20 protein-coding genes and 1 pseudogene are annotated in these 23,771 nt (G+C 55.4%); 14 read left to right on the forward strand and 7 right to left on the reverse strand.

Annotated elements, in window-relative coordinates:
* Positions 1-63: 63 nt before the first annotated feature.
* From RDV48_25000 to RDV48_25010, 3 genes are all read right to left on the reverse strand, one after another.
* Complete coding sequence (locus RDV48_25000) at positions 64-1,074, reverse strand: response regulator (GenBank protein MDQ7826085.1); 1,011 nt, start codon at positions 1,072-1,074, stop codon at positions 64-66.
* A gap of 135 nt (positions 1,075-1,209) precedes the next feature.
* Positions 1,210-1,368 (reverse strand): hypothetical protein, encoded by a 159-nt coding sequence (locus RDV48_25005; protein MDQ7826086.1) that lies wholly within the window; start codon positions 1,366-1,368, stop codon positions 1,210-1,212.
* A gap of 124 nt (positions 1,369-1,492) precedes the next feature.
* Entirely contained in the window at positions 1,493-2,065 is a 573-nt protein-coding gene (locus RDV48_25010; protein MDQ7826087.1) for a hypothetical protein, read from the reverse strand.
* Positions 2,066-2,188: 123 nt separating this feature from the next.
* Between RDV48_25010 and RDV48_25015 the strand changes: the two genes are divergently transcribed.
* From RDV48_25015 to RDV48_25030, 4 genes are all read left to right on the forward strand, one after another.
* Positions 2,189-3,325 carry a hypothetical protein gene (locus RDV48_25015; protein MDQ7826088.1) on the forward strand — a complete coding sequence of 379 codons (1,137 nt, stop codon included), beginning with the start codon at positions 2,189-2,191 and terminating at the stop codon, positions 3,323-3,325.
* Positions 3,326-3,338: 13 nt separating this feature from the next.
* Entirely contained in the window at positions 3,339-4,799 is a 1,461-nt protein-coding gene (locus tag RDV48_25020; protein ID MDQ7826089.1) for a DHA2 family efflux MFS transporter permease subunit, read from the forward strand.
* Between the two features lie 129 nt (positions 4,800-4,928).
* Entirely contained in the window at positions 4,929-5,876 is a 948-nt protein-coding gene (locus RDV48_25025) for a hypothetical protein (protein ID MDQ7826090.1), read from the forward strand.
* Positions 5,877-5,985: 109 nt separating this feature from the next.
* Positions 5,986-7,332 (forward strand): clostripain-related cysteine peptidase, encoded by a 1,347-nt coding sequence (locus RDV48_25030; GenBank protein MDQ7826091.1) that lies wholly within the window; start codon positions 5,986-5,988, stop codon positions 7,330-7,332.
* Between the two features lie 43 nt (positions 7,333-7,375).
* On the opposite strand, the gene RDV48_25035 is transcribed toward RDV48_25030, so the two are convergent.
* Positions 7,376-9,436: a hypothetical protein gene (locus RDV48_25035; protein MDQ7826092.1), complete on the reverse strand. Its 2,061-nt coding sequence runs from the start codon at positions 9,434-9,436 to the stop codon at positions 7,376-7,378.
* Between the two features lie 396 nt (positions 9,437-9,832).
* Between RDV48_25035 and RDV48_25040 the strand changes: the two genes are divergently transcribed.
* The gene (locus tag RDV48_25040; GenBank protein ID MDQ7826093.1) at positions 9,833-10,804 is read left to right on the forward strand and encodes a radical SAM protein; all 972 of its coding nucleotides are present in this window, start codon (positions 9,833-9,835) and stop codon (positions 10,802-10,804) included.
* Between the two features lie 6 nt (positions 10,805-10,810).
* Here the strand turns inward: RDV48_25040 and RDV48_25045 are convergent, their stop codons facing one another.
* The 3 genes from RDV48_25045 to RDV48_25055 form a co-directional block, all read right to left on the reverse strand.
* Complete coding sequence (locus RDV48_25045; GenBank protein ID MDQ7826094.1) at positions 10,811-11,287, reverse strand: hypothetical protein; 477 nt, start codon at positions 11,285-11,287, stop codon at positions 10,811-10,813.
* Positions 11,288-11,460: 173 nt separating this feature from the next.
* On the reverse strand, positions 11,461-13,848 hold the full coding sequence (locus RDV48_25050; protein MDQ7826095.1) for an HD domain-containing protein: 2,388 nt from the start codon (positions 13,846-13,848) through the stop codon (positions 11,461-11,463).
* 30 nt (positions 13,849-13,878) lie between these two features.
* Entirely contained in the window at positions 13,879-15,942 is a 2,064-nt protein-coding gene (locus RDV48_25055) for a PocR ligand-binding domain-containing protein (protein ID MDQ7826096.1), read from the reverse strand.
* Positions 15,943-16,216: 274 nt separating this feature from the next.
* Between RDV48_25055 and RDV48_25060 the strand changes: the two genes are divergently transcribed.
* The 9 genes and pseudogenes from RDV48_25060 (at position 16,217) to era (ending at position 23,695) form a co-directional block, all read left to right on the forward strand.
* Positions 16,217-17,134, forward strand: a complete 918-nt coding sequence (locus RDV48_25060) for an exopolyphosphatase (protein ID MDQ7826097.1) — start codon at positions 16,217-16,219, stop codon at positions 17,132-17,134.
* A 25-nt stretch (positions 17,135-17,159) separates the two neighbouring features.
* On the forward strand, positions 17,160-17,837 hold the full coding sequence (locus RDV48_25065; protein MDQ7826098.1) for an HAD family acid phosphatase: 678 nt from the start codon (positions 17,160-17,162) through the stop codon (positions 17,835-17,837).
* Between the two features lie 19 nt (positions 17,838-17,856).
* Positions 17,857-18,804 carry a DUF1848 domain-containing protein gene (locus RDV48_25070; protein ID MDQ7826099.1) on the forward strand — a complete coding sequence of 316 codons (948 nt, stop codon included), beginning with the start codon at positions 17,857-17,859 and terminating at the stop codon, positions 18,802-18,804.
* A gap of 35 nt (positions 18,805-18,839) precedes the next feature.
* On the forward strand, positions 18,840-19,151 hold the full coding sequence (locus RDV48_25075; protein MDQ7826100.1) for a hypothetical protein: 312 nt from the start codon (positions 18,840-18,842) through the stop codon (positions 19,149-19,151).
* A 15-nt stretch (positions 19,152-19,166) separates the two neighbouring features.
* Positions 19,167-19,391: pseudogene (locus tag RDV48_25080) on the forward strand (thioredoxin domain-containing protein).
* A gap of 216 nt (positions 19,392-19,607) precedes the next feature.
* Entirely contained in the window at positions 19,608-20,678 is a 1,071-nt protein-coding gene (locus RDV48_25085; protein MDQ7826101.1) for a DUF362 domain-containing protein, read from the forward strand.
* 131 nt (positions 20,679-20,809) lie between these two features.
* Entirely contained in the window at positions 20,810-21,193 is a 384-nt protein-coding gene (locus RDV48_25090; protein MDQ7826102.1) for a PilZ domain-containing protein, read from the forward strand.
* Positions 21,194-21,362: 169 nt separating this feature from the next.
* Positions 21,363-22,769: a TROVE domain-containing protein gene (locus RDV48_25095; protein ID MDQ7826103.1), complete on the forward strand. Its 1,407-nt coding sequence runs from the start codon at positions 21,363-21,365 to the stop codon at positions 22,767-22,769.
* A gap of 2 nt (positions 22,770-22,771) precedes the next feature.
* Positions 22,772-23,695, forward strand: a complete 924-nt coding sequence (era, locus tag RDV48_25100) for a GTPase Era (GenBank protein ID MDQ7826104.1) — start codon at positions 22,772-22,774, stop codon at positions 23,693-23,695.
* Positions 23,696-23,771 lie beyond the last annotated feature (76 nt).

Consider the following 23,771-nt stretch of genomic DNA (forward strand, 5'->3'; position numbering starts at 1 on the left):
CAGTGCACTCAAGTGATTTTTTCTACGCCGGAACAAAGGGCACCAATGCTTCCCTGCCCGGGCTCAAAAGCTTACACAGGCCATATCTATGAACTCCAGCAGCAGGTCCCTGTCATAAGGCTTCTGGAGCATATAAAGGATGCCCCTCTTGCGGGCTTCATCCTCATAATCGCTGAATTGCAGTCTTGAGAGAATAATTACAGGAATGCTGCCATGGATGCTTTGCAGGCGCTCAAGCACCTGGAATCCCTTTTCATGACGCAGGGCTGCTTCCAGGATAATAAGGCTGGGCTTCCGAGCGGCTGCCTCCCTGAGGGCCTGCTCTTCGTCGGAAACCCCTGCCAGAACATATCCTTCCCGCTCAAGAGACTGTCTCAGGGATCTGAGAACCTCCTCATCGTCATCAATTACAAGAACCGTTTTGCCCGGCCTCCCGGGAGGCGGTGCGCTCTTCTGTAATGGCTCTGCTTTAAGAGGGACCTCAGTTTTTTCAAGCCCCCGTGATATGAAAAGTGGTTCGGCTTCCCGCGGCAGTTCAGGTTTCCTCTGTGGAACCTCTTGCACCTGCTGCACCGATGGTGCAGGCGGCACAGGAGACACCGCCTGCCCTGCCTTCCGGGGAACTTCATCCGCCCCGGGGGGCGCTGCCTGCTCCGGGGGCGTCTGGCCTCTTTCCCCTTCCCGGCGCTCGCGCTCGATCTCCCTGATTATCCTCACAAACGCATCCATATCAACCGGTTTGGTCATGAAATGCTTTACTCCGAGAAGCTTCGCCCTTTCTATATATTTTTCATCGCTGAGACCAGAGAGTACAATGACAGGCACGTCATAGCCGTCGGTGATGCTCTGGGCAGCTTTGAAACCGTCGCCTCCCGGCATCATGATGTCAAGCAGCACCAGGTCGGGCTCCTTGGCCTTGATCCTCTCGAGGCCAGCGACAGCATTGGGAGCAGTGAAGACGGTAAATCCCCTGACGGACAGAAGAAGCTCCATCATCGTGAGGATGTCGGGATCATCGTCTATGTGGACAATCTTTTCAATTGTTCCATGGAAAGGGAATCTGATTTTATCCATCACCTATATTTTACCTGAAAAAGAGTACTTAATACAACATCATTGCTCTCTCAACGCTTCAACAGCTTTATGCTGTCGAAAATCCCGTCGAACTCGGCCCGGGCCTCACTCTCTATCTCACCCCCACACCGGTCCTCATTGAGTGAGGCCTTGCTGGGCAGCATCCGGATTCTGCTTGACAAAATACATGAACCTCCCCACCAGGCTCTTCAGGGGATCTTCCGCAAGCATCCGCTTGAACTCTGCAAGTGTCTCCTCGCTCACTTCAAAATCATTGAAAGGTCCAAAAGCCATGATATCCCTCCTTTATTTTCCAGGTTTCTTAAGCCTCAGGCCCCCCGGGAGAATTATTTTACGCTCTTCATTGAGCGGCAGGAACCGCATCCTTCGCAGGGAGCGGCGGACAAAGCGGTTTTCCCTAAGAAAGGCCCTCATCCGGAAAGGGGCTCCTCAACTCAGTATCAGGGGCAGAGAGGAGGTCTTGGGGGGACCGGCTCTCCTTTTGAGCGGAATCAGCGGTAAGATCCCTGAAAAATGCCTGGAGCTCGGGGGAAGGCTCCTTGAACAGCTCTTTGAGCTCATCATCACTGAACCCGGGCAATGGTATTCTCGCAGGGTCGCTGAATTCTGCCACCTCTGCCGTCAGGCCGAAAGATCTCGCTCTCTCAAATTCATCCTCACCGGGATACTCTGCATCGATGCCGGTGATAAAAAACCCGGGCTCATCATGAGATGGGCCTTCCGCTGTCTGCCATGTCCCGTCCGGAAACGATTCAATGGAAAAAGCCCTCACCTCGGTTATCATGGCGCTGAGCTGCGAATCAGGCACTGCCCTGAGCACTGCTTCCTCCGAGGGAGTGAGCTTCACGCCGCACTCAATGGCTCCAGCGGTCCTGTCGGCGAAGAAGCGCTCCATGAAGGCTTCGTCAAGAGCGGCCTCGCTGATGAGCCTCTGGATGCCGGAAGGCAGGTGCCTGCGCTCTCTCTCCAAGAAGAACCCCTCTTTCTCTGCAACAATATGCAAGTAGCCGGTCCCATTGATAAGTTCTCTGAAGGCGGTGGCTAACCTTTCTCCCGAGAAGGAAAAAACCTCCTGAACACCAATAGAGATTCTATGAATGCAAAAGCCCCCTCATTTCTCCATGCCCTTATCCTGGCGGCAGTGTTCCTCACGACCTTGCCCGCATATACTGCAGGCTCCGGGGTGGCCTGTGCCGCTTCGGCCCCGGGGGAAAGCACGCGAAAAGTCCAGGAGCTGTACGAGGGTCACAACGACGTGACAAAGAAGAGGCTGAACCTCATTTTTGTCGGCGCCCGGTACCACGATCTCAAGGAGTTCAGAAGGATCGCCTGCGAACTCATCGCCCTCAAGGGAGAGAACGCACGGGGGCTTCTGCAGATGAAGCCTTACAATGATCCTGGCTGCCGATATTACTTCAACTTCTGGATCTATGATACGGTGCCGAGGATCGGCAAATCACCGCAGACCATCACCAATGAAGATGTCTGGCAGTGCCTGAGCGGCACCCTCAACACGGTGATGGAAGACTTCTCCAGGGAGTCAGGGAGAAGGTTCACCAGGGGCGACAGGGATATCTGCGCGGTTCTTCTCGCCAACGTCGATCCAAGGGAGAATCCCCGCTACGGCTATGGAGGCGGCTCCTTTGGAAGGACGGCCACCTTCACCGTCTGGCACACGCTCCATCCCTGGTTCTCGTGGGATGACATGATAGTCACCCATGTGCATGAGCTCATGCATTCCATACCTGAGTTCTATGACGAGATCAGCGGTCCCGGGAGCATTTATGACGACACCTCATGGAGCACCGCCGATGGGAAAGGACAGTTCTTTATTCCTGGAAGCGCGGGCGACAGGGGAGGCATTACAAAAGAGAGATTCATCAGGCTCTCCCCCGCCGCCCAGTATGATTACGTAAAACGCAACTGCCCCTGGAGGCACCTTATGGGAAACGGCTACGGCGCACCCGGCGTGATGGACAGCATTGACGAGGAGGCTTACCGCACCGGGAGGAAATTCATCCCCAGGGGAAGCCATGAGCCCTTGATGGACCTGGAGATAGGCATCTTTGAAGGGGGAAGGGGCAGAGAGAAGCACATCTACCGCTCCACAAAGAACAGCCTTATGAATTACCCCTATGGCCTGATTCCAGGCAAGAGCCTGGGCCTTGGCCTCCACCTGGAACAGCTGGCCCGGAAGCGTCTCAGTGAAGAATTCCAGAAGACGCACTGAAGGAGCCCACCCGATGGAAGATCTCATCGTTCAGGACAGGACCAGGCAGCGCTGGATAATCTTCACTACCACCTTTGCCGCCTTCATGTGCGTCCTTGACAGCACCATCGTGAATATCTCGCTGCCCGTCATCGCCCACTCATTCAACGTGAGCACCAGCATCGTAGCCCGGATTGTCATCGTCTACCTCCTCGTGCTCACGAGCACCATACCTCTTTTTGGGAAACTGGGAGACAGGCTGGGGCTCACCAGGGTCTTTTTCTGGGGCTTCATCTGCTTTACTGCAGGATCTCTTCTCTGCGGAATCTCAAGCTCCATACCCATGCTTGTTTTTTCAAGAATCATCCAGGGCCTGGGGGGAGCCATGCTCTACTCGGTGCCGCCGGCCCTCATTCCGCGCTTCCTGCCCCATAATATAAGAGGCGCTTCTTTCGGAGCCCTTACGACAGCCGCTGCCCTCGGGCTGAGCCTGGGGGCCCCTGTTGGAGGCCTGATAACGACCCATCTATCGTGGCAGGGCATCTTTCTCATCAACATCCCCGTAGGAATAGCCGCCATCATTATGGTGAGGAGGCACTTCCCCTGGGAATCACCGGCAGGAACCACCTCTCATTACTTTGATATCCCGGGCGTGCTTCTCTCTTTTTCCGGAATCGCGGCCCTTCTTTACAGCCTCAACATGGGCCAGGAGATGGGATGGAACTCGCTTCCAATCATTGCGTGCTTCGCTTTTTCGCTCGTCATGCTTGTCTCCTTTGCGGTCTGGGAGACCAGGTGCGCCGATCCCCTTCTGGACCTCAGAATCTTCGCTGTGAGAAACTACACCCTCGGCAATCTTGCCAATTTCTTCCTGTTCGTGTTCATGGCGGGAAATTCTTTCCTCATTCCCTTCTACCTCGTGCTGGTGAAAGGCCTCCATCCCGACAAGGCGGGGCTCATCATCATGTGCAGCTCCGTGACTATGATGATAGTGGCCCCGCTGGCAGGAAAGGCCTCCGACACCATCTCGCCGCGTATCCTCTGCAGCGCGGGAATGCTGCTGGCATTCTCGGCTTTCTTCTACTTTTCACGGAGCCTGGGGCAGGAGAGCCTCTTCCCCGCCATACTCTTTCTGCTGTGGCTCGGTGCCTCCATGGGGCTCTTCACCTCGCCGAACAACAACCAGATCATGAGCGCCGCCCCCCTTGACAAACAGGGCACCGCCTCGGCACTGATGAAAACCGTCACCAACCTTGGCTCTGCAATAGGCGTGTGCCTCTTTGAGACTCTCTTCGCCCTCTCCATCCCCGGTGCTCTCATGAAAAACGGGGAATCCCTCAAGCATCTGCAGATCCCCAGGGAATACCTTCTGGACGGCATCAGGAACGCTTATACATGGGGGATGCTCGTCGTCGCCCTCGCCTTTCTCACCACGTTCCTTACGGTCAGGGACGAACCCGAGGAAGTGAAGCCTTTGCAGGAGCCCGCCCCGTGAAGCCTTCCAGGCAGAGGCAGGCAGGCGGCCTTACCTCAGCCGGAGGCCCATGCAGAGGAAAATGCCCCTGCGGCGATGAAGATGCTTCACTGGAGCAGAGTGCCATTCAGGCTTATGAGGCATATTCCTGTGGAGGTTGAAGTGACTCCGCCGATAGACAGGCCCTTTGTCGCCGCGGTGATGATAATAGGGAAAAAAACCGAGCCCTTCCTGGGTGCATGCATGGAGAGCGTCTCGAAGGGCATCGATCTGCTCGTGCTCAACGACAACAGCGCTCTCGGGGACTCCCCCAACATGGAGACGGTGCGCCGCTCAATGCTCTTCAGCGAGAACAGGGTCCGGGTGATCCCCTCGGAGTTCCTTGGATTCGGCCCCTGCAGGACCCTCTGCCTTGACTACCTGAGGGAGCACCATCCTGAGGGGACATGGGTGCTGTACCTTGATTCCGACGAGGTGCACCCGCCCTCTATTGAAGCCCTCACCAGGGGCATCCTCCCCGCCCTTCCCCGCCACATAGGCATCGTGGACGGCTATTTCTACCAGTTCTACCTCACCCCCCGCCATTATCTGTCACTTGACCGCCGCCATAACATGCTTTTCCGCTTCAATACCGACATCACATGGGAGGGAAAGGTCCATGAAAAGCCAGTGAACCTCCGGGGGACGCGCCTCGCCCTGCCCTACCGCTACTTCCATTATGGCTACCTTGCCGACCCCGGAGAGATCATGGGCAAATGGTCACTCTATGCCGTCCTGGGTGATCAGGGAGGTTCCGGAGTCTTCGAGAACCCTGATTATTACTTCAGGAAGGACGCGGCTGCTGCCATGCCCTTCAGGGGCGCTCACCCGGAAGCGGCAGAAGAGGCCCTCCTGGCTGTCGAGGAGGAGCATGGAGCACATTTTCGGCATTTTGAGGGGATGATCAAGGAACTGGAGCGCCAGTGGGGCCGGACAAGACGCCTGAAGCATCTCAACTTTGAAATGAGGATGCACTTGAGGGGGATTGAGGCTCTCGTGAGGTTTTTCTTCAGAAAGGGCTTCATCAGGAGCCTCAGGACGATCTTGAAAACAGGGTAGGAAGACCTGCTTTCACCATTTGTTAACAATTTGGCAATATCTCCAGGGGCTCCTGTTCTGGTATAATATTTCATAGAGGTACAGGGGTATAATTACAAGGAGGAATAGTATGGACAGCATTCAAAGAGCAGCAGCAAGTCAGCCAATGGTGAATCTGGGGACCCCGTCTCAGGTGGAAAAGAAGGAAGAGCAGCCGGCTCAGGCAGGGGACAGCGTACAGCTCGGCAAGTCCCGGCAGAATGAGCAGCCCAAGGCGAAATGGCTCATCATGAACTATGTCGCCGCCGACTGCAACCTGGAGCCTTACCAGGTGCGCAATGTGGACAACATGGAGCTTGCAGGCTCCGATCCCACCACGCATATCCTCACGCAGCTGGACAGGGGCCGCAATCCCAGCGACATAGACGGGGGATGGGCAAACTGCCGCCGGCTCTATGTCACCAAGGACGAGGTGCCTGATCAGCTCGGCTCCAAAACGCTCCAGGACATGGGCGCCGTTGACATGTCCAACCCCAAGACCCTTACCGATTTTATCGTGTGGGGCGTGAAAAACTACCCCGCCCAGAACGTGGCCCTTATTCTGAACGATCATGGCGGCGGCTTCACGGGAGCCATGGCCGACGACAGCGACGGCGGATTCATGAGCACGCCTCAGCTCAAGCAGGCCCTTGCAGATGCCGAGGCGATCACCGGCAAGAAGATTGACATCGTGGGCTTTGACGCGTGCCTGATGGCCGAGGCCGAGGTAGCCCACGAGCTCAAGGACAATGCCAACATCCTCCTTGCATCGGAAGAGAGCGAATCGGGCCCGGGCTGGACCTACAGCCCCATGCTCGGCGGCAAGACCCTCACCGAGGCCCTCGAGAGGATGCGCCTGATGAAGCTCGATGCCACACCCGCAGAGTTCGCGAAGATCGTTGTCGATGTGAATAAGCAGCACAACGATGACATCCCGACGTTCTCTGCCCTCGATCTCACCAAAATGAACGAGTTCACAGGCTCGGCCAACACCCTTGCCGAGGCCATCATCGCCTCCAAGGACAAGACCGCCATCAAGAGCGCAATCAAGACCGCTGAGAACTACGGGAGCGGCTACACTCCCTATAAGGATCTCCGCGATGCCTACGATATGGCCGACAAAATTGTGAAATCCAAGTCCATCACCGATGAAAACGTCAAGAACGCCGCCAAGGGGATGATGGAAGCGGTAAATACCATGGTCATTGCCAACGAGAGCAACCCCCAGAGTTACCCCGATTCCCACGGCATATCAATCTACACGCCCACCACGGTAGGCGCCTCCGGCCCGGGCTACGGATACAAGAACCTCGGATTCGCCAAGGACACCAAGTGGGACGAGATGCTCTCGTCGCTCAAGGGCGACACCGGGGCCATGCAGCAGCCCGAAGAGGTCACCATCTGGCCTGACGGCTCAATGAGACCCCACAACAAGTAACCAGGTGCACGACATAAAAAAAGAGGGCAAAAGCCCTCTTTTTTTATTCCCCCAGCTCATGCAGGGCTTTCTCCGAGGCTGAGAGGAGAGGCTCAGGCGAAATGGGCGCCCCCACGGCCAGGCGCATCCAGAGATCGGGCGTGAGGCAGCCCTGGATGCACATGCGCTCCATCTCGGCGGCAAGGTCTTTCCCTTCGAGATACTGCCCGAGCTGGAACTGGATCAGGTAGCCTATGGGGTAGTTGGGAAGATAGAGATCCCTGTATATCATGTGGGAATAGACGGCAAGCAGGATTGAATCCCTCTCGCCCAGCACAGGGGCAAAATAGGTGTTCCATACTTCCCTTGCTATGGCAATGACGGCTTCGCCGATCTCGGCCTCCGTTGCCGAGGGATGGTCGTACATCCAGTGCCAGGCCTTCATCGAGACCAGGGAGACGCCTGCTATCTCATAGGTGGACCACAGCGTGTCGAGGGTGGCAAGGGCTCCCGCTCCCGCCGGCGGGGGAGCCTGCCCCAGCAGCTCGCGGTCATGGGTTTCGAACAGAAAGGCAAAGGCCTCGGTGAAGGCGGTGTTCGGCACGCCCGCAAGGAGCGTGTGATCTATCCCGTTGAGGGAAAAGACCTGTTCGACAGAGTGGCCCAGTTCATGCATGGCCGTGTTGAAACCCTCGTAGTTCATCTTCCCCGCGACAAAGGGCGTGCGAAGGTGGGCGCAGTCGGAGCGCCTTTCGGCCCCCGAGGAGTGGCCCGCCCCGCGGGCCGGGTCCACCACGATATGGGAGGCCAGAAACTCGGCCTTGTCCCTGGTGAAGCCCAGCTTACGGAGCAGGTGGGGAAGATCGGCCTGGAATGAGGCCACCGTGGGATAGCGTGCCTCGACAATCCCGTCGAGCTCTTCGGCCCCTGTGGAGCTCACGGGCCTCAGGCCGGGATACCATATGTCGAAAGGCCTGAGCTTCCTCCCAAGGCGCTTTTCTATAAGACGGGCCGTTCTCTTTACCTGAGGCGATGAGAGGACCTGCACCAGGTAAGACTCCACAACGCTCTCGGGGATCTCCATCTCCACCTCGAAAGTTCTCTTGATGAGGGTGGGCCTTTCCGGCACGAAGGGATCCACGAGCTCTGCGGACTTGAAGATTTCACGCAGGTGGTGATACCTCCCTTTCGCTTCGGGTTTTCCCTCAACTGCCCGGCCGTCCTTGTAAAGGATATTGCCGTAAGGATCCCATTCGAAGGCTTCGCTGTTGACGATGGCCCCGGGGATCTCCTGTCTTATGATGCGCTCCATCACTTTCACGATGAGCTCCTGGCGCGCCATGCCGTCTTTATCGCCGTAAAGCGACTTCAGCTCGTCGCGGAGGCCCCAGTGGCTTATAAGCCTGAGGTCTTCAGGGAAGGGATGGCTTCCCCCCGGCATCCTGAGCTTCCCCATATAAATCTTGTAATTGTAGACATAATCCTGAGCCTTGGTATAAGCAAGGCTTACCTTGGCGCTCACCGACGCCGGCACGCGGGTCATATAACGGTCAGAGAGCCTCGCCTCCGCCCACTGCCGCCTTGACCACCGCGGCCCCTCGCGCTGCAGCTCTTCAAAGGCCACCGGCGGGAAGTTGAGGAGAATGGAAAAGGCTGTCTTCGTGGAAAAAAAGTCATCACTCAGGTGTGCCGTCGTGGAATAGGAGGAAAAAAGCCTGTCTATGGCCATGATAGGGCCCTTGTCGAGCTGCACGGCCTCGTTGAACTGCCTTGAGATCTCATGAAGACAGCCGTCAAGGGTTTCAAGGTTCTGCTCGCAGCGGGCCAGGAAACGCTCTCTCTCCTTTTCATCGGTCACGAAATTATCCAGGCAGAACTGCGTGAAAGCACCGGAATCGCCGTCATCATGGCGCCAGAGACGGGCAGCGGCAGCAACGCCTTTCCTCACGCGCGGCGATTCGCCTTCCGCCTTGGCGGCAAGGCTCTTCACGGTACTCTCGATGACAGGCTGAGTGATGAAAGCCTGCGAGTCACTGCACCATCCCGGAGGCGCAAGCATGCAAAAAAAAGCGGCAAATGCGGCAAGAGTCCCTCTCAATTGCCTGAACGAAGCTCTCTGATTCATGGAACGAACCTCACAATCTTTTGATGGGCATTGATGCCGGCACTCTCATAAGCCCCCCGGACCCTTCTGCCGAGAATCCCTTCATCTCTGCACTGCTGGAGAAATATCAAGGATCACATGCTTTTCCACTGAAGGCCATTTTCCTCCACGTCCCCTCATCCCGCAATGAGGAGCGTTCATGGATAGCCTTCCCTTTCCAAGAAAAAGAGGGAGAAGAGACTATGGCATAAAAGAATCACCTTTGGAGCAATCGAGCCCCCCGTAACTCTTCACCATGGCTTGATGCTTATCTCTTCTGACAAAGAAGGAAAGGCGATGCGCAGGCGTTTTCAATCTCTCAGAGTGAGGCTCTTGCAGAGGCCTTCATATCTAGGCCTTTCGGCCGAAGATTTCTCCTTGAAAATCTCGGGGGCAAAGGAAATACTTCGCTCCTGCCGGCTCTGCCCGAGAAGGTGCGGAAAGAACAGGCTTTCCGGCGAAAGGGGGTTCTGCCGGCAGAGTGAAAAAGCGGCGGTTGCGGCGATTGTGGCCCATCGCGGTGAAGAGCCGCCCCTTTCGGGAAGCGGCGGGGCGGGGACGGTATTTCTGGGAGGATGCACCATGGCGTGCATCTTCTGCCAGAATTATCAGATAAGCCATTACGGCGGGACCTGCCACGAAATGCCTCCCCGTGACCTTGCCGCCGGTTTTCTTGACCTCGAGGGGCAGGGATGCCACTGTATCGAATGGGTGAGCCCCACGCCCCATATCCCCGCCCTCATTGAAGCGCTTGCAGAAGCCCGTGGCATGGGACTCAGCCTGCCCGTGGTCTACAACACCAACGGCTATCTCTCCGCGGAGAGCCTTGAACTCCTTGAAGGTATTGTGGATGTGTACCTTCCCGATATGAAATATGCATGCGGCTTGCAGGCGCAGGAGCTTTCAGGCACAGCGGACTATATTTTTCATAACAGGCTGGCGGTAACAGCAATGTACCGCCAGAGAGGCCCGCTTGTATCCACAGCAAGGGGCACAGCCGCCAGAGGGCTTCTCGTGAGAATTCTTCTCCTTCCCTCCCGTCTTGAAGGCGCCGAAGAGACTCTTGCCTGGATAAGGGATGAGCTGGGAACTGAGGTGCCCCTCTCCCTCATGAGCCAGTATCTCCCCCTTTTCAAAGCCCGGGGGAACCCTCTGATGGGAAAACCCCTGGAGAGGCGAAGAAAGGGGGAGATCATAAAAAAGGCCCTTTCCATGGGGTTTTCCAATCTCTATGTCCAGGGGAGGAATACAGGCCGCCTCTTTATACCTGACTTCACGAAGACCAACCCTTTTGAAAGCGAAGAAGAGAGGGAGGCCGCCGGCTCTCCCCTCTCTCCTGATCGGGCATGATAAAGCTTATTTTCCCGGAGCCACAAGCTCTTTCATTGCGCCGTATACACCGCCTGCCGTGTGGCACCATAAGCCGCATGCAAGCCCTCCCGCAATGGCGCCGGGCACTCCCAGCGCTGTTCCGCCGAAAACAGCACCTGCCACGCCGAAGGGTATCGCAGTCACGCCGGCAATTCCTGCCATCTTGCCGTAAAGATTGTCCTGGACATTGGCCACGCCTTTGACAAAGCCCTTGGCAAGCCGGTATGAGCCTATCCCGATGCCCTTGGCGAGAAGCACTCCCCCCTTGAAACCGAGTTCGGCGGTCTTGCCAAGGCCCCAGAGCACGTTCTTCCCTACCTTGTGGAGGGTTGATTCCTCATGCGAAGGCTCAAAGGAGTCCTTCGGCTGAGCGGCTGCGGGATTTGACGGCTCTTCCCCTCTCGCGGGAAGAGGCTGCGCAGTTCCAGAAGTCACCTGCACCGGCTGTGCGGAAATATTCATTCTGTGGCTCTCCTTTCACGGGGAAAAACATCGGGAACATGGACTTTGAAGTACCTCGCCAGTTCCCTTGAAAAGATTATAGCACCTGGTCAAGGGCTTGTGAGTGACTATTTTGTAACAGATGCTAAAAAATTGTAAATAATCGGGCGAGCCCGTTCATATGGCGGAAACCATCAGTCCTTGAACTTTTCCCGTACTTCCAGGATTGTATCGAAGGATTTCATGAAAGCCTCGACGACGGTGGGATCGAAATGGGTTCCACTGTCTTTCTTTATGATCTCCACGGCCTTTTCGACAGGCATTGACTTCTTATAGGGTCTTACTGACACAAGGGCATCAAAGACGTCGGCAATGGCAGTGATACGCCCCTCAAGAGGGATCTCCTCTCCCTTGAGCCCCTTGGGATAGCCGTTACCATTCCATTTCTCATGATGGCTCATGGCTATTATGGATGCCATGGAGATCACATCTGAGTCGGAGCCCTCAAGTATCTCTGCACCGATTGTCACATGGGCCTTCATGATCTTCCATTCCTCTTCGTCCAGGGGGCCCTGCTTGAGGAGAATACTGTCAGGCACGCCTATTTTCCCCACGTCATGCATGGGAGCGGCATGGAGAAGCTTCTCCATGAACTCCCTGTCCAGGCCCAGGGCCTGCGCCACCGTGTAGGAATAGTGGCCGACGCGGAGCACATGAAATCCCGTGTCCTCGTCCTTGAACTCCGAGGCCCTTGCAAGGCGGTAGATTGTCTCAAGCGACGCTTTCTGGACCTGCCTGAGAGCGTTGTCAAGGTCCCTGGTCCTGTCCCTCACCTTCCCCTCGAGGTCCTGGACAAGCTCGAGGTTCTCTATGCTCAGCGTATAAAGGTTGTAAAAGATATCAACCCACTGGGACTCTTCCTTTGTCCATTCCCTGGCGGTCTTGAACAGGAATACCAGGGCGCCCAGCACGTTCTCCCTGCCCTTGAGGGGGTACCAGTAAAGAGAGGTGACATCAAAAATCTTCGCCACCGTCGAGAATACCTTACCCTTTGGCGTGGAGAAGCTCACATCGGGCACATGGAGCGGGGCTTCCAGGAGACACCCTTCCTCAACTTTCTTCACGTTCATGACAAGCTGCCCGAAATGCTCGGCCGCGATTCCTGCCGATGCCATAAGATCCGGGTTGTGGATGATTCCCTGCGACGTGACGACAAAAGGGATAAAGGCCTTCTTTGTAGGCTCGTAAAAGTAATGCATCACGCCGTCCACGTCAAAAAGCACCCTTATGGTCTCAAGAACCTGCCTGAGCACATTCTTGCTCGAGAGGGAGAGATCTATCACCGAGGCCAGTTTCTTCGTAGCACTCCAGATGGTGACGATGAAGTTGAACCTCGTATCAAGCACGCGGTAAACCTCGGCATTCTTGAAAGCCCTCGCCGCCTCATAGATGACAGACTTGAATATGCCGAGCTTCTCCTCGGCGAAAGCCATCCTCTCGCAGCTCCAGAGGCACAGAGCGCCATAGACCTCTTCGTCAAGGGTAATGGGGGCATAGAGAGCGGACTTCACCTCGGTGGAAGAGCTCAGGGCAGAAAAGCGCGGGTCACCTGCAAGATTATGAACGATAACACTCTCGTTCTTCGTTATCACAATGGAGGGAATAGAGCCGGCAAGGTCATTGAGCTGCTCCTCCATCTCTCTTTCATAGGGCCCCTTGGCCGCCACGCAGGAAATCCTGTTCCTCTCCTTGTTAAGCAGAAAAACTCCGCCGGTCTCGAAGGCGAGAGAATCCCCGAGGTGCTCTATGAGCTGAAAGCCGATGACGCTGCTGTCAAGCGTTTGTGTCAGATCGAGGGTGATTTTATGAAGGGTTTCCCTCAAGGCGACCTCTTCCTTAAGCTTCTCCCTGATTTTCTCGATTTCTTGCTTCTCCTTTTCAACCTTTTCCTTTTTTGTACCCGTTTCCGTGAGAGCCTTCTTGAGCATTTTCGTCTCTCCGTCGATTATCAGGAGCTCCTTGTTGAGCTCTTGGCGGAGCTCCTGACTGAGCTTCTGATGGAGTTCCTGACGGAGCTCCTGGCTGAGTTCATGACGGCACACGCGGGAAAAGATGCTCGTCACTATCCCTACGGCAAGATATGAAGCTGCGCTCACTATAAAGAAGGGATTCTGGAGAAAGGCAAAAGACCTGGAAGGGAGCCAGGCGGAAACCCCTTCCATAACGGCCATGACACAGGCAAGAACGATAACCTCGGCAGTCGGCAGGCAGAAGGCCGTGCCTATGAGCAGCACTATCATCATGAATACCATCAGCTCCCTGACAGGAGAAAAAGAAGAGATCCAGGAGAGATCCATCACAAAGATGAGGATACTTATGAAAAATACCGAAGGCTCCACCTTGTCGCGGGTCTTCGCGGTGGTCAGGATAACGCAGATGGCCAGGGCAATCGTAAGGAGAAAGGCCAGGAGGGTAACGTTCTGCCGCCCTCCTTCGGTCAGAAAAGCGGGAAGGCCTGCCAGCAGCAAGGCAAGCCACATAATTACCGCTACCCGGGCCTTTCCTGTGCTAAAATAGTCCATACTCTCCTCCCTTGCAATGAGTCTTGAGCGTTATTTGATCAGGGGAGCATCAGCAGTATCGCGGGGAAAAACGATGGTAATCTCCGTTCCCTTCCCCTTTTTCAGCTCCAGGGAGCCCTCAAGCTGCTGCACGAGATCGTTCACGAGCTGGAGCCCCATGGAGGAAATTCTGGAAAAGTCCTTTTCGCCGGAAAAGCCTACGCCGTCGTCCTTCACTGCAAGCTTCAGACTTTCCCCCTGGCCCCTTTTCAACGAGACAGTCACAGCCCCCCCGGAGTCGCCCGGGAAAGCGTACTTAAGGGCATTGGTCATGAGTTCGCTCACGATGAGGCCGCAGGGGATGGCTGTATCTATTCCGAGCTCGACAGCCTCTGCATCTACGGAACATATGACATTTGCCTTCTCGTATGCCCTGGAAAGATTGGCGACAAGCTTCTTGAGATACTCGCCAAAATCAATATGGGACAGATTGCCCGATTGGTAGAGCCTTTCATGAACCAGGGCCATGGAGCGCACCCGATGCCTGCTCTCGTTAAAAGCCTGGCGGAGCTGAGGATCGTCAACATGGAGAGCCTGAATGTTCAGAAGGCTTGAGATAAGCTGGAGATTGTTCTTGACCCGGTGATGTATCTCCTTGAAAAGGACTTCCTTTTCAAGGAGCGATGCTTGAAGAAGCGTCTGCGTTTTTATCCTCGCTATTATGCCACCCACCATTGCCGCGATGGCTTCAAGGGCGCCGCGGGTGAGAGCGGGAATTTCCCTTGAGCTTCTTGAGCCTATATTGAAAGAGCCCTGGAGCTTCTCTTCGTGAATTATCGGGATTATTGCCATCACCCTGAGCTTTTCGTCTTTACAGAGACTTTTCATAAAAGGATCCAATGAGGGCTCTCCAATACTGGCGTAGTAAGGCTGCGCCCTGCGGAGCAATGAATGATCGGGATTTTTGCCGGTAAACTGGGAAATGGCCTGGATAAAGTTTTTGGAAAAGCCGCGGTGGCAGGCAAGCACAAGACCGCCGGTATCCTCCTGGTGAAGGTAGAGGGCAGCGCCGTCGATTCCCTCAAGCTTGAGCGCGGCTTCGAGAATGCGCAGAGAGGCAGAGTCAAAATCAGCAACGGCGCTGAGATCCACGGCGAGATCCCGCTGCATTGCCACTATTTCCTCTGCCGCCCTGTGAGAGGTCACGTCGCGGGCAACGCCGGCAATGCCGTTGATATTGCCATCGTGGTCAAACACCGGCGCCTTGATAGTGCTGAAATAGTGGGTTTTCCCCTCATTATCGGTGAATGTCTCCTCTGTCTCCAGAACGGACTGCGATGAGATGACTTTCGCGTCGTCGGCGACAAACTGTTTTGCTATCTCGGGCAGAAAAATCTGAAAATCGCTCTTCCCCACCATGTCCCCGGCTTTCTTGCCGTAAAACTTCAGCATCACCTCGTTGACGGCGACCATCCTGCCCTTGGTATCCTTGAGCCAGGCGAAGTCGGTGATGCTGTCCAGGATTGCCTTCAGCCTGCCCTCGCTTTCCTTGAGGGCTTCCTCGGCCTTTTTCCTGAGGGCGATGTCCTCCCTGAGGCGGTAGTTTGCAAGGCCTTCGAGGGAAAGGTGATCGACAAAGGCGCTCAGAAACTCAATGTTCCGCTTTATCTGCTCATGGGAATAGACAGGAACCCTGGAAAGGGCTTCAAGGTAAGCCTCCCTGTCGAAGCCGAACTCGCCTGCCTGGCCTATAAAGTATTCCCTGTCGGGAAGGTCATCGTCATAGAAGAACTGGCCCGTGAACATGGTGGCCATGTGCTCGCTGTTGATAATGAGGGGAAAAGCCACGTCCCACAGGCCGTTCCTGCAGCGGTAGGCGATGTAAGGTTTTTCCATAAGATGAGCCTTGATATACTCGTCGCTCTCCCTGCACCTCGCCTCCGTGCGGGGATCGATGCGGTGAAATTTCGTGCAGATATCGCTCCATCCCGTGGCCACAAGGATATTATTCTCGGCATCCAGAAGGCCAATCCTGATTCCCGCCGCTTCCAGCAGAAGCTCCATCAGATGCTGAAGCTCTTCCACGCTCACAAGCTCGGCAAACTTGAATTTCATAGGCATCTTCCCTGAACAATGGATAAATCGGGTGCCTGGCTCTCTGGAGGATCCAGGGCCTCTCTTGTTTCCCGGTAAGGCATCCTTTTCACTTTATGATTCATTTTCTCAATGAAATATCCTTTATCATCAATACTTTCAGGCCCCCCGGCCTTTTAAGGGTGATCCCGGGGAAAAGGAAAATTGATTCCGGCGGTGAAAATATCATGCTTCAGGCACTGACACAGTCGGTACGTGCCAGGTGAAGTATCTTTGCGAGGTAAAGGAGTGCCTTATGAGACTTGTAACGCGGTCAGACTTCGACGGGCTCATATGCGCCGTGATCCTTAAAGAGTCGGGGGTAATAGACTCCTATCAGTTTGTCCATCCCAAGGACGTCCAGGACGGGAAGGTGGCAATCACGGAGAATGACGTCATCGCCAATATTCCTTACTGGCCCGGGTGCGGAATGTGGTTTGATCACCACTCCAGTGAAAATGACGTGATGGATCTTTTCGGCGCTGAATTCAAGGGGGAAAGCAGGCCTGAGAAAAGCTGCGCCAGGATCATTTATGAATTTTACGGAGGCAAGGCAAAGTATCCCCAGTACGAGGAGATGCTTGTATCAGTGGACAAGAGCGACTCCGGTGACCTCACCATCGAGGATATTCTGGACCCCCAGCGGTGGATGCTCCTCTCCTTTGTCATGGACCCCCGGACAGGGCTGGGGAGATACAAGGATTACACTATCAGCAATTACAAGCTCATGGAAGACCTCATCGAATACTGCCGCAACAAGCCCATCGAAGAGATACTCGAGCTCCCCGACGTGAAGGAGCGCATTGACAGGTACAAGAAGCACCAGAAGAAATACGAGGCAATGATCAAGAAAAACGCCACGGTTCATCGGAACTGCCTGGTCATCGACCTGAGAGAAGTGGAAAAGATTCTCGTGGGGAACCGTTTCGTCGAGTATGCCCTCTTCCCCGAAGTGAACATCTCCATGAGGGTCATATGGGGAAAGACGAGGGACACCGTGGCCTTTGCCATAGGGCACAGCGTTCTCAACAGGTCATCAAAGACAGACGTGGGAGCCATTGCAAGGGAATACGGCGGAGGAGGGCACCACCAGGTAGGCACGTGCCAGGTCCCTGCAGACAGATGCGAAGAAGTCCGTGCCGACCTCCTTCTCAAGATTGTCCGCGACGGCTAGGGAGAAGCCCCGCAGGGAAGAACCCATGAAAACACTTCACTCCTTCTATCGCTTTCTTGCCATGGCAGCAATAATGCTGATCCTCCAGGGGGAGCCCCTCTTTGCAGAGGCGGTAAAGACCGATATCCCCAACCTCTCGCTGCTGAAACATGAGATAAAGCTGTATCATGACTCGGGACAATGGGACCGGGACAGCGAGAAAGCTCTCTCGGAGGCCCTGAAGCACCTCGCTTCATTCAAGGGCAAAAAGCCAGCCGTAGTTTTTGATATTGACGACACCTGCCTTACAAATTACCCTTATCTGTCGGGCATGGACTTCGCCTTCCTGCCCGATGAGCCCTCATGGCTTGACTGGGTGAGGAAAGCGGAGGCGCCGGCACTGAAGGCAACGCTCATGTTCTTCAGGAAAGCGAAGGAAAGCGGCTTTGCGGTCTTCTTCATCACCGGGAGGGACGAGGCATGGCGGGCCGATACGGAGAGAAACCTTGAAAAGGCGGGATACGCCGGCTATGAGAGCCTTATCATGTGCCCTCCCGATTACTCTGGCACCTCTGCGGCAGGCTTCAAGGCCAGCGAAAGGAAGAAACTGGCGGAAAAGGGCTACACGATTGTGGTAAACATAGGCGACCAGCAGAGCGACCTGGCAGGAGGCTTTGCAGAGCACCACGTAAAGCTCCCCAATCCCATGTATTACATTCCCTGATTTCCCCGATGGAGTACCCATGGGCGAAAAGGCCATCATAAGCGCCAGCAGGCGGACCGATATCCCTGCATTCTTTGCTGAATGGCTCACCGGCAGGCTCAAAGAGGGATACTGCACTGTGGCTAACCCCTTCAGGAAGAGCCAGGTTTTTCGGATCTCGCTCTCTCCGGCGGAGGTGGAGGCCATTGTCTTCTGGACCAAGAACCCCCTTCCTCTCCTTGCTCATAAAGAGCTTTTACCCCTCCTCGAGAGCCGTTACTCTTTTTATTTCCTTTTCACCCTCAACGGCTACCCTGAGGTTTTTGAGCCCGCTCTGGCCCGCCGGAGAGAGGAGATCACCGGGGCCTTCACGGAGCTCTCCAGACGCTACGGGAGCCACCGTGTCATCTGGCGCTACGATCCCATAATCATCAGCACTGTCACCGGATACGATTTTCACCGCAGGAATTTCCTCTCCCTTGCAAAGAGGCTTTCAGGCTTCACGGAAAGGGTGATAGTGAGCATTGTCGATCATTACAGGACGGTGGGCCGCCGCTTCTCCATGCTGGAAAAGACTTCTGCCATAAAGGTCTTCACCAAGGAGCGCCTGAAAAGAGAAGCTGAGTTTCTTCCATTCATCAGAGAGCTTAACGAGATGGCGCGCCGTGAGGGGATAGCGATGACAAGCTGCAGCGAATCCTTTGATCTTGAGGGGTGCGGGATCGATCCTGGGAAATGCATTGACGACAGGCTCATAAGCAGCATCATGAGGAGCCCTGCAGATAATGACGGCCCGGAGAATCAAAAGGGGGCGCGGATATACAGGAAGGATCCGGGTCAGCGGGAGCTCTGCCTCTGTACGGTGAGCAGGGATATAGGTACCGCCTCCACATGCGGACATAAATGCCTCTATTGCTATGCGAGTGCCGGCGATACCGATTTTTCAAGAACGGGGCCTCCTTGCAGTGAAGAGGGCAATCGGCTATAATAGGAGAAGACCATTACCAGCAAGAGGGAAGCACAATGGAACAAATCTCAGTAAAACAAAGCGCGGGAATCCATTCCAGGCCCAATGGCCACGTCCCCCTGAAGGAAGGGGAAGGAGGGCTTCCCTCCGTCATTGACAGGGCAGAGATCATGGGACCTGGCGCCAGTGAGCCTCAGCTCATTCCATCGCCCCGAGCCCGCGATGCCTCGGAAGCAGGCAAGGTGGCAAAAGCCGGAGGCCCTGCCGATCCTGACGAGCATGTGACCGATCTCAACGACATGAATTTCAAGGACTTCATAAAAAATGCGCCGCTCCCCGTGGTGGTAAACTTCTATCACCCCACCTGAAAAAACTGCTGGGCATACGCACCGGTGGTGTCAAAGCTTGCAGCGCAGTACGAAGGGAAGCTGATGGCCGGGAAGATGGACAGGCCTGGTAATCCCGCCACGGCCGGGGAGTTCCAGGTGGAGCACTCCCCCACGACGCTCTTTTTCAGGGACGGAAAGGAAGTGAAGCGCTTCTCCGGCTATGTGAAATATGAAGAGCTTAAGAAGGTCACCGATGAGTTCCTCGCGGGAAGAGGCTGACCCTCACTTTTTCATAAGCAGGCGATCAAAGAATTCTAAAAGAAGCATATCTGCTTCTTTTTTCTTTGCCTTGAATCCATGGCCCTCCCCTGCCGGCAACCGGCCATGGGCCATAAGGAAAAAGGAGAAAGGACTGTTGCTGTATAAAGAATTATGGCATTGCTCCAAAGAATCCTGGAATTGATCAAGCAGGCTTATGGAATGTGAGGTGCAGAAATGGCTTCAGAAGTATATTTTGCCCCGCTCAGTGATGGCGCATCGGCGGTGCAGCAGGCAAAGGCCACGGCGAAAGTCTATGATGCATCAGGTTTCGGCAGGGCTCTCCATGAAAGGGATTTTGTGGCAATCAAGGTCCATGTGAGCGAAAAGATGTCCAAGACTTACATGAGGCCCCAGATCATAAAGAAACTGGTGGACAAGGTCAGGGAGTGCAAGGGAAACCCCTTCATCACCGAGACCTCAACACTTTACAAAGGCGAGCGCGAGAATGCCGTGAAGCACCTTCTCCTGGCCCACCGGCATGGCTTCGGTATCGAGAAGACCGGGGCACCCTTCATCATGGCCGACGGGCTCCTGGGAAACACGGAAGCCGAGGTTGCCATCAATGGCGAGCTATTTGACAGGGTGAAGATTGCCGGCGAGATTATAAGTGCTGACGGCCTCATTGCCGTGGCCCACGTGACGGGCCATCTTGTCTCGGGGCTGGGCGCCTGCATCAAGACTCTGGGAATGGGCCTGGCGAGCAGAAAGGGGAAAATGAGGCAGCACTCGGCAATGAAGCCTGAAGTCAACAGAGAGCTCTGCCGCTTCTGCCGCAAGTGCCTGCGCTGGTGCCCCCGGCAGGCGGTAAGCGAAAAGGGGGGAAAGGCTTTCATTGCCCTCAGCCGCTGCATCGGCTGCGGAGAATGCCTTGCCGTCTGCCGTTATGACGCCATCAAGTACGACTGGGGCAAGGAGGCGGGCTTCATGCAGAAAAGCATGGCCGAATATGCCCTGGGTGTCATACTGAACAAGAGAGAGAAGTGCCTTTTCATCAACCTCCTGACAGGTATGACACCGGAATGCGACTGCATGAACACCGACGAAAGATTCGTCGCTGATATAGGCGTACTTGCCTCAACAGATGCCGTGGCCATAGACAAAGCAACGCTTGACCTCACCGCCAGGGCCTTCGGGAAAAGCGTGGCTGAGCTCTCCCATCCCAAGCAGGACGCCTTGATTCAGATAGCCCATGGGGAAAAAATCGGCCTGGGCTCAATGAGCTACGAGCTCATCAAGATCTCATGATATCACTCCGGGGGCCGATGGACGCGGCCATGCCCATATGGTATAATGGGGCTGAAAAATAACTATCAATGGTGCAGGTAAAAACCCTATAAAGAGCACGAGAAGAAGAACTGGTCGCGGAAGGAGCCACAATGGGACTGCTTGATGCCCTCTTCAGGAAAAAAGAGGTTGCCGTAGAGGAGAAAAAGCCTGCTTTTACCGAGAAGAGAAAGGCCCCTCGCACTTCCATAAGTGAATCCACCTTCATTTACTCTGCCGGCCGCCCTCCCGCCCAGATAAGGCTCACCGAGATCAGCATGAGCGGCGTGAGATTCGAAGCGCGGGAGCCCTTCAAACCGGGTTCAAAGCTTGAGCTCGCTCTTTACGCCGGCGGCATAGTCGTCAAATCCATCATCACCGTATTGTGGGAGCGCAAGGACCTGGCAGGCTACACCTACGGCGGCGAGTTCGCCGGGAATGACCCCAAGCAGCGGGCCCACATACAGAACTACATCAAATCAGTGGTGAAAAGCTGAGGCCTTCCGCTTCCCCCTCTCTATTGACAGCGCTTCCGGTGGCGGTTATAATTGGGCTGCCGGTGGTGAAGGAGCGGGATACTTCGTCGGAAAAACGGCCTGCTCCGCCTGTTCCCCGGCATCAGTATATAGATATCCCTGTGCTTTTCAGGGGAAAGAAGGTGGGACAATGGCAAGGATGAACAGGAAAGATCCCGCTCCTCCCAGGACCCATGAAGGGGCCAGGGCGGTAAAAATCTCCCCCGAACTTGAGCTCCGCCGCTCGGTCCTCGCCACAATGCTCTGGGAAGACCAGTTCTACGAAGAGGGCGAGAGCATCGCGAGCCGCGTACAGTCCCTCGTGAGCAGGGTGGAGCCCGAAAAGGTCGCGGCGCTTGCCATTGAAGCCCGCATTCAGATGAAGCTCCGCCATATGCCCCTCCTGATAGCGAGGGAGATGGCCCGTTCCGAGCGCCACAGGCCCTTCGTCGCCAAGGTCCTCGGGGAGATAATCCAGCGCGCCGATGAGCTTGGCGAGTTTCTTGCCCTTTACTGGAATGAGGGGAAAAAGCCTCTTTCAAAACAGGTAAAGAAAGGGCTCGCCCTGGCCTTCCCCAGGTTTGACGCCTACCAGCTTGCCAAGTACAACCGCGGCGGCCTGGTGACCCTCCGCGACGTGATGTTCCTGGTGCACCCCAAGCCCCGGAATGACGAACAGGCGGAGATATGGAAGCGCCTGGCAGGGAAAACCCTGGAAGCGCCTGATACGTGGGAGGTGAACCTTTCGGCAGGCAAGGACAAAAAGGAGAGCTGGGAGCGCCTTCTCAGGGAAAAAAAGCTCGGCGCCATGGCGCTTCTCAGGAACCTGAGGAATATGCTTGAGGCGAAAGTTGACGAAGAGCTTGTGAAGGATGCCCTGGAGCATATCCATGGGGAGAGAGTGCTCCCCTTCAGGTTCGTCTCGGCAGCGCGCCACGCTCCCCAGTGGGAGGGCTCCATCGAGAAAGCCATGCTCAGGAGCCTGGAGGGGGCCGAAAAGCTGCCTGGGAAGACAATCCTTATCGTAGATGTCTCAGGAAGCATGTACTACGGCAGGGTGTCGGCGCACTCCGAAATGGACAGGGCAAAGGTTGCCTGCGCACTTGCCGTGCTTGTGCGGGAGCTCTGCGAAAAGCCCGTTATCTATGCCACGGCGGGAGATGACGGCAGAAGGGTGCATGCGACAGAGCGCGTTCCTGAAAGGCGCGGTTTCTCACTCTCTGACGCCATTTATAGCCTCACGAAGCCCCTTGGAGGCGGCGGGATTTTTCTGAAGCAGGTCATGGACTATGTCTATGAGAAAGAAAAGGACGCCGACAGGATAATCGTGATTACCGACGAGCAGGACTGCGGCATAGCCAAGGGCGATGAGCCGGCGGGAGCAAGGGCTTTCGGCAGGCGCAACTACCTGATCAATGTAGCCTCTTACAAGAACGGCATAGCTTACGGCACATGGCACCACATTGATGGCTGGTCCGACGCGGTGCTCCGCTACATAGGCGAATTCGAGAAGCTTCCCCTCGGAGAGCAGGAGAGCTTCCGGAAGGAGAAAAAGTAACCTTGGACCTTTCAGCAGGACTTGACTATGGAGGCTTTCACTCGGGCTTCATCGCCGTAGTGGGAAAGCCCAACGTGGGGAAATCAACGCTTGTGAACGCCCTGGTCCAGCAGAAGGTGGCCATCACCTCTCCCCTGCCACAGACCACACGGCACAGGATAATGGGGATAAAAAACGGGAAGGGCTGGCAGATGGTCTTCGTGGACACCCCTGGCGTAAGGAAGCCCAGGAGCGAGCTTGATTCCTTCATGGAGAGAATCTACCGCCAGGAGAGCTATGAAGCCGACGTGATCCTCTTTATGGCTGACGCCTCAAAACCCTGCGATGATGAGGACGGGCAGGCGAAACGAATCCTGAAGGCCATCACCGCAGGGGGAAAAAAGCTTTTTCTCCTGCTTAACAAAGTGGATCTGGTAGCTGCCGAGGCAATCACCGCGTGCCGTGAGAAATATAATGAGCTTGCCTCTTTCATGGAGTCTTTCGCCGTTTCCGCCCTCACCGGAACAGGCCTCGAGGAGCTTGAGAAAGTGCTGCTCACGCACCTCCCCGAAGGCCCCTGCTATTTCCCCGAAGGCACCTCGACGGACCAGTCCATGGAGCTCTTCGCCGCAGAGCTCACCCGGGAGAAAATTCTTTTAAAAACCCGCCAGGAAGTGCCCCATGGAGTCTTTGTGCACACCGAGGAATTCCGCGAAGGCAAAGCAGCGGGCAGTCTCTATTTCCGGATCATCATCTATGTTGAAAAGGAAAGCCACAAAGGCATCATCATCGGCAAAGGGGGGAGGCTCCTCAAGGTGATAGGAACGCTTGCCCGCGCTGAGCTTGAGAAACACACGGGGAAGGAAGTCTATCTCGACCTCTGGGTCAAGATCAAGGAGAAATGGAAGGATCGCAGGGATCTTCTGAGATCATGGGGCTATGAATAGATCTGCCGTCAGTATATTAACAATTTTTTTATTGATTGGACCCGCAGGGGGAGGTATACTGAAGGGAGACCCGGAG

The organism is Candidatus Eremiobacterota bacterium (genome assembly GCA_031082125.1).
GTDB lineage: Bacteria > Vulcanimicrobiota > CADAWZ01 > CADAWZ01 > Ess09-12 > Ess09-12.

What these genes read in the sequence shown, in the direction of transcription:
- RDV48_25000 (MDQ7826085.1), bottom strand. Translation starts at nt 1,074, where the DNA reads ATGGATAAAATCAGATTCCCTTTCCATGGAACAATTGAAAAGATTGTC.
- RDV48_25005 (MDQ7826086.1), bottom strand. Translation starts at nt 1,368, where the DNA reads ATGGCTTTTGGACCTTTCAATGATTTTGAAGTGAGCGAGGAGACACTT.
- RDV48_25015 (MDQ7826088.1), top strand. Translation starts at nt 2,189, where the DNA reads ATGAATGCAAAAGCCCCCTCATTTCTCCATGCCCTTATCCTGGCGGCA.
- RDV48_25020 (MDQ7826089.1), top strand. Translation starts at nt 3,339, where the DNA reads ATGGAAGATCTCATCGTTCAGGACAGGACCAGGCAGCGCTGGATAATC.
- RDV48_25030 (MDQ7826091.1), top strand. Translation starts at nt 5,986, where the DNA reads ATGGACAGCATTCAAAGAGCAGCAGCAAGTCAGCCAATGGTGAATCTG.
- RDV48_25035 (MDQ7826092.1), bottom strand. Translation starts at nt 9,436, where the DNA reads ATGAATCAGAGAGCTTCGTTCAGGCAATTGAGAGGGACTCTTGCCGCA.
- RDV48_25045 (MDQ7826094.1), bottom strand. Translation starts at nt 11,287, where the DNA reads ATGAATATTTCCGCACAGCCGGTGCAGGTGACTTCTGGAACTGCGCAG.
- RDV48_25050 (MDQ7826095.1), bottom strand. Translation starts at nt 13,848, where the DNA reads ATGGACTATTTTAGCACAGGAAAGGCCCGGGTAGCGGTAATTATGTGG.
- RDV48_25055 (MDQ7826096.1), bottom strand. Translation starts at nt 15,942, where the DNA reads ATGAAATTCAAGTTTGCCGAGCTTGTGAGCGTGGAAGAGCTTCAGCAT.
- RDV48_25060 (MDQ7826097.1), top strand. Translation starts at nt 16,217, where the DNA reads ATGAGACTTGTAACGCGGTCAGACTTCGACGGGCTCATATGCGCCGTG.
- RDV48_25065 (MDQ7826098.1), top strand. Translation starts at nt 17,160, where the DNA reads ATGAAAACACTTCACTCCTTCTATCGCTTTCTTGCCATGGCAGCAATA.
- RDV48_25070 (MDQ7826099.1), top strand. Translation starts at nt 17,857, where the DNA reads ATGGGCGAAAAGGCCATCATAAGCGCCAGCAGGCGGACCGATATCCCT.
- RDV48_25075 (MDQ7826100.1), top strand. Translation starts at nt 18,840, where the DNA reads ATGGAACAAATCTCAGTAAAACAAAGCGCGGGAATCCATTCCAGGCCC.
- RDV48_25085 (MDQ7826101.1), top strand. Translation starts at nt 19,608, where the DNA reads ATGGCTTCAGAAGTATATTTTGCCCCGCTCAGTGATGGCGCATCGGCG.
- RDV48_25090 (MDQ7826102.1), top strand. Translation starts at nt 20,810, where the DNA reads ATGGGACTGCTTGATGCCCTCTTCAGGAAAAAAGAGGTTGCCGTAGAG.
- RDV48_25095 (MDQ7826103.1), top strand. Translation starts at nt 21,363, where the DNA reads ATGGCAAGGATGAACAGGAAAGATCCCGCTCCTCCCAGGACCCATGAA.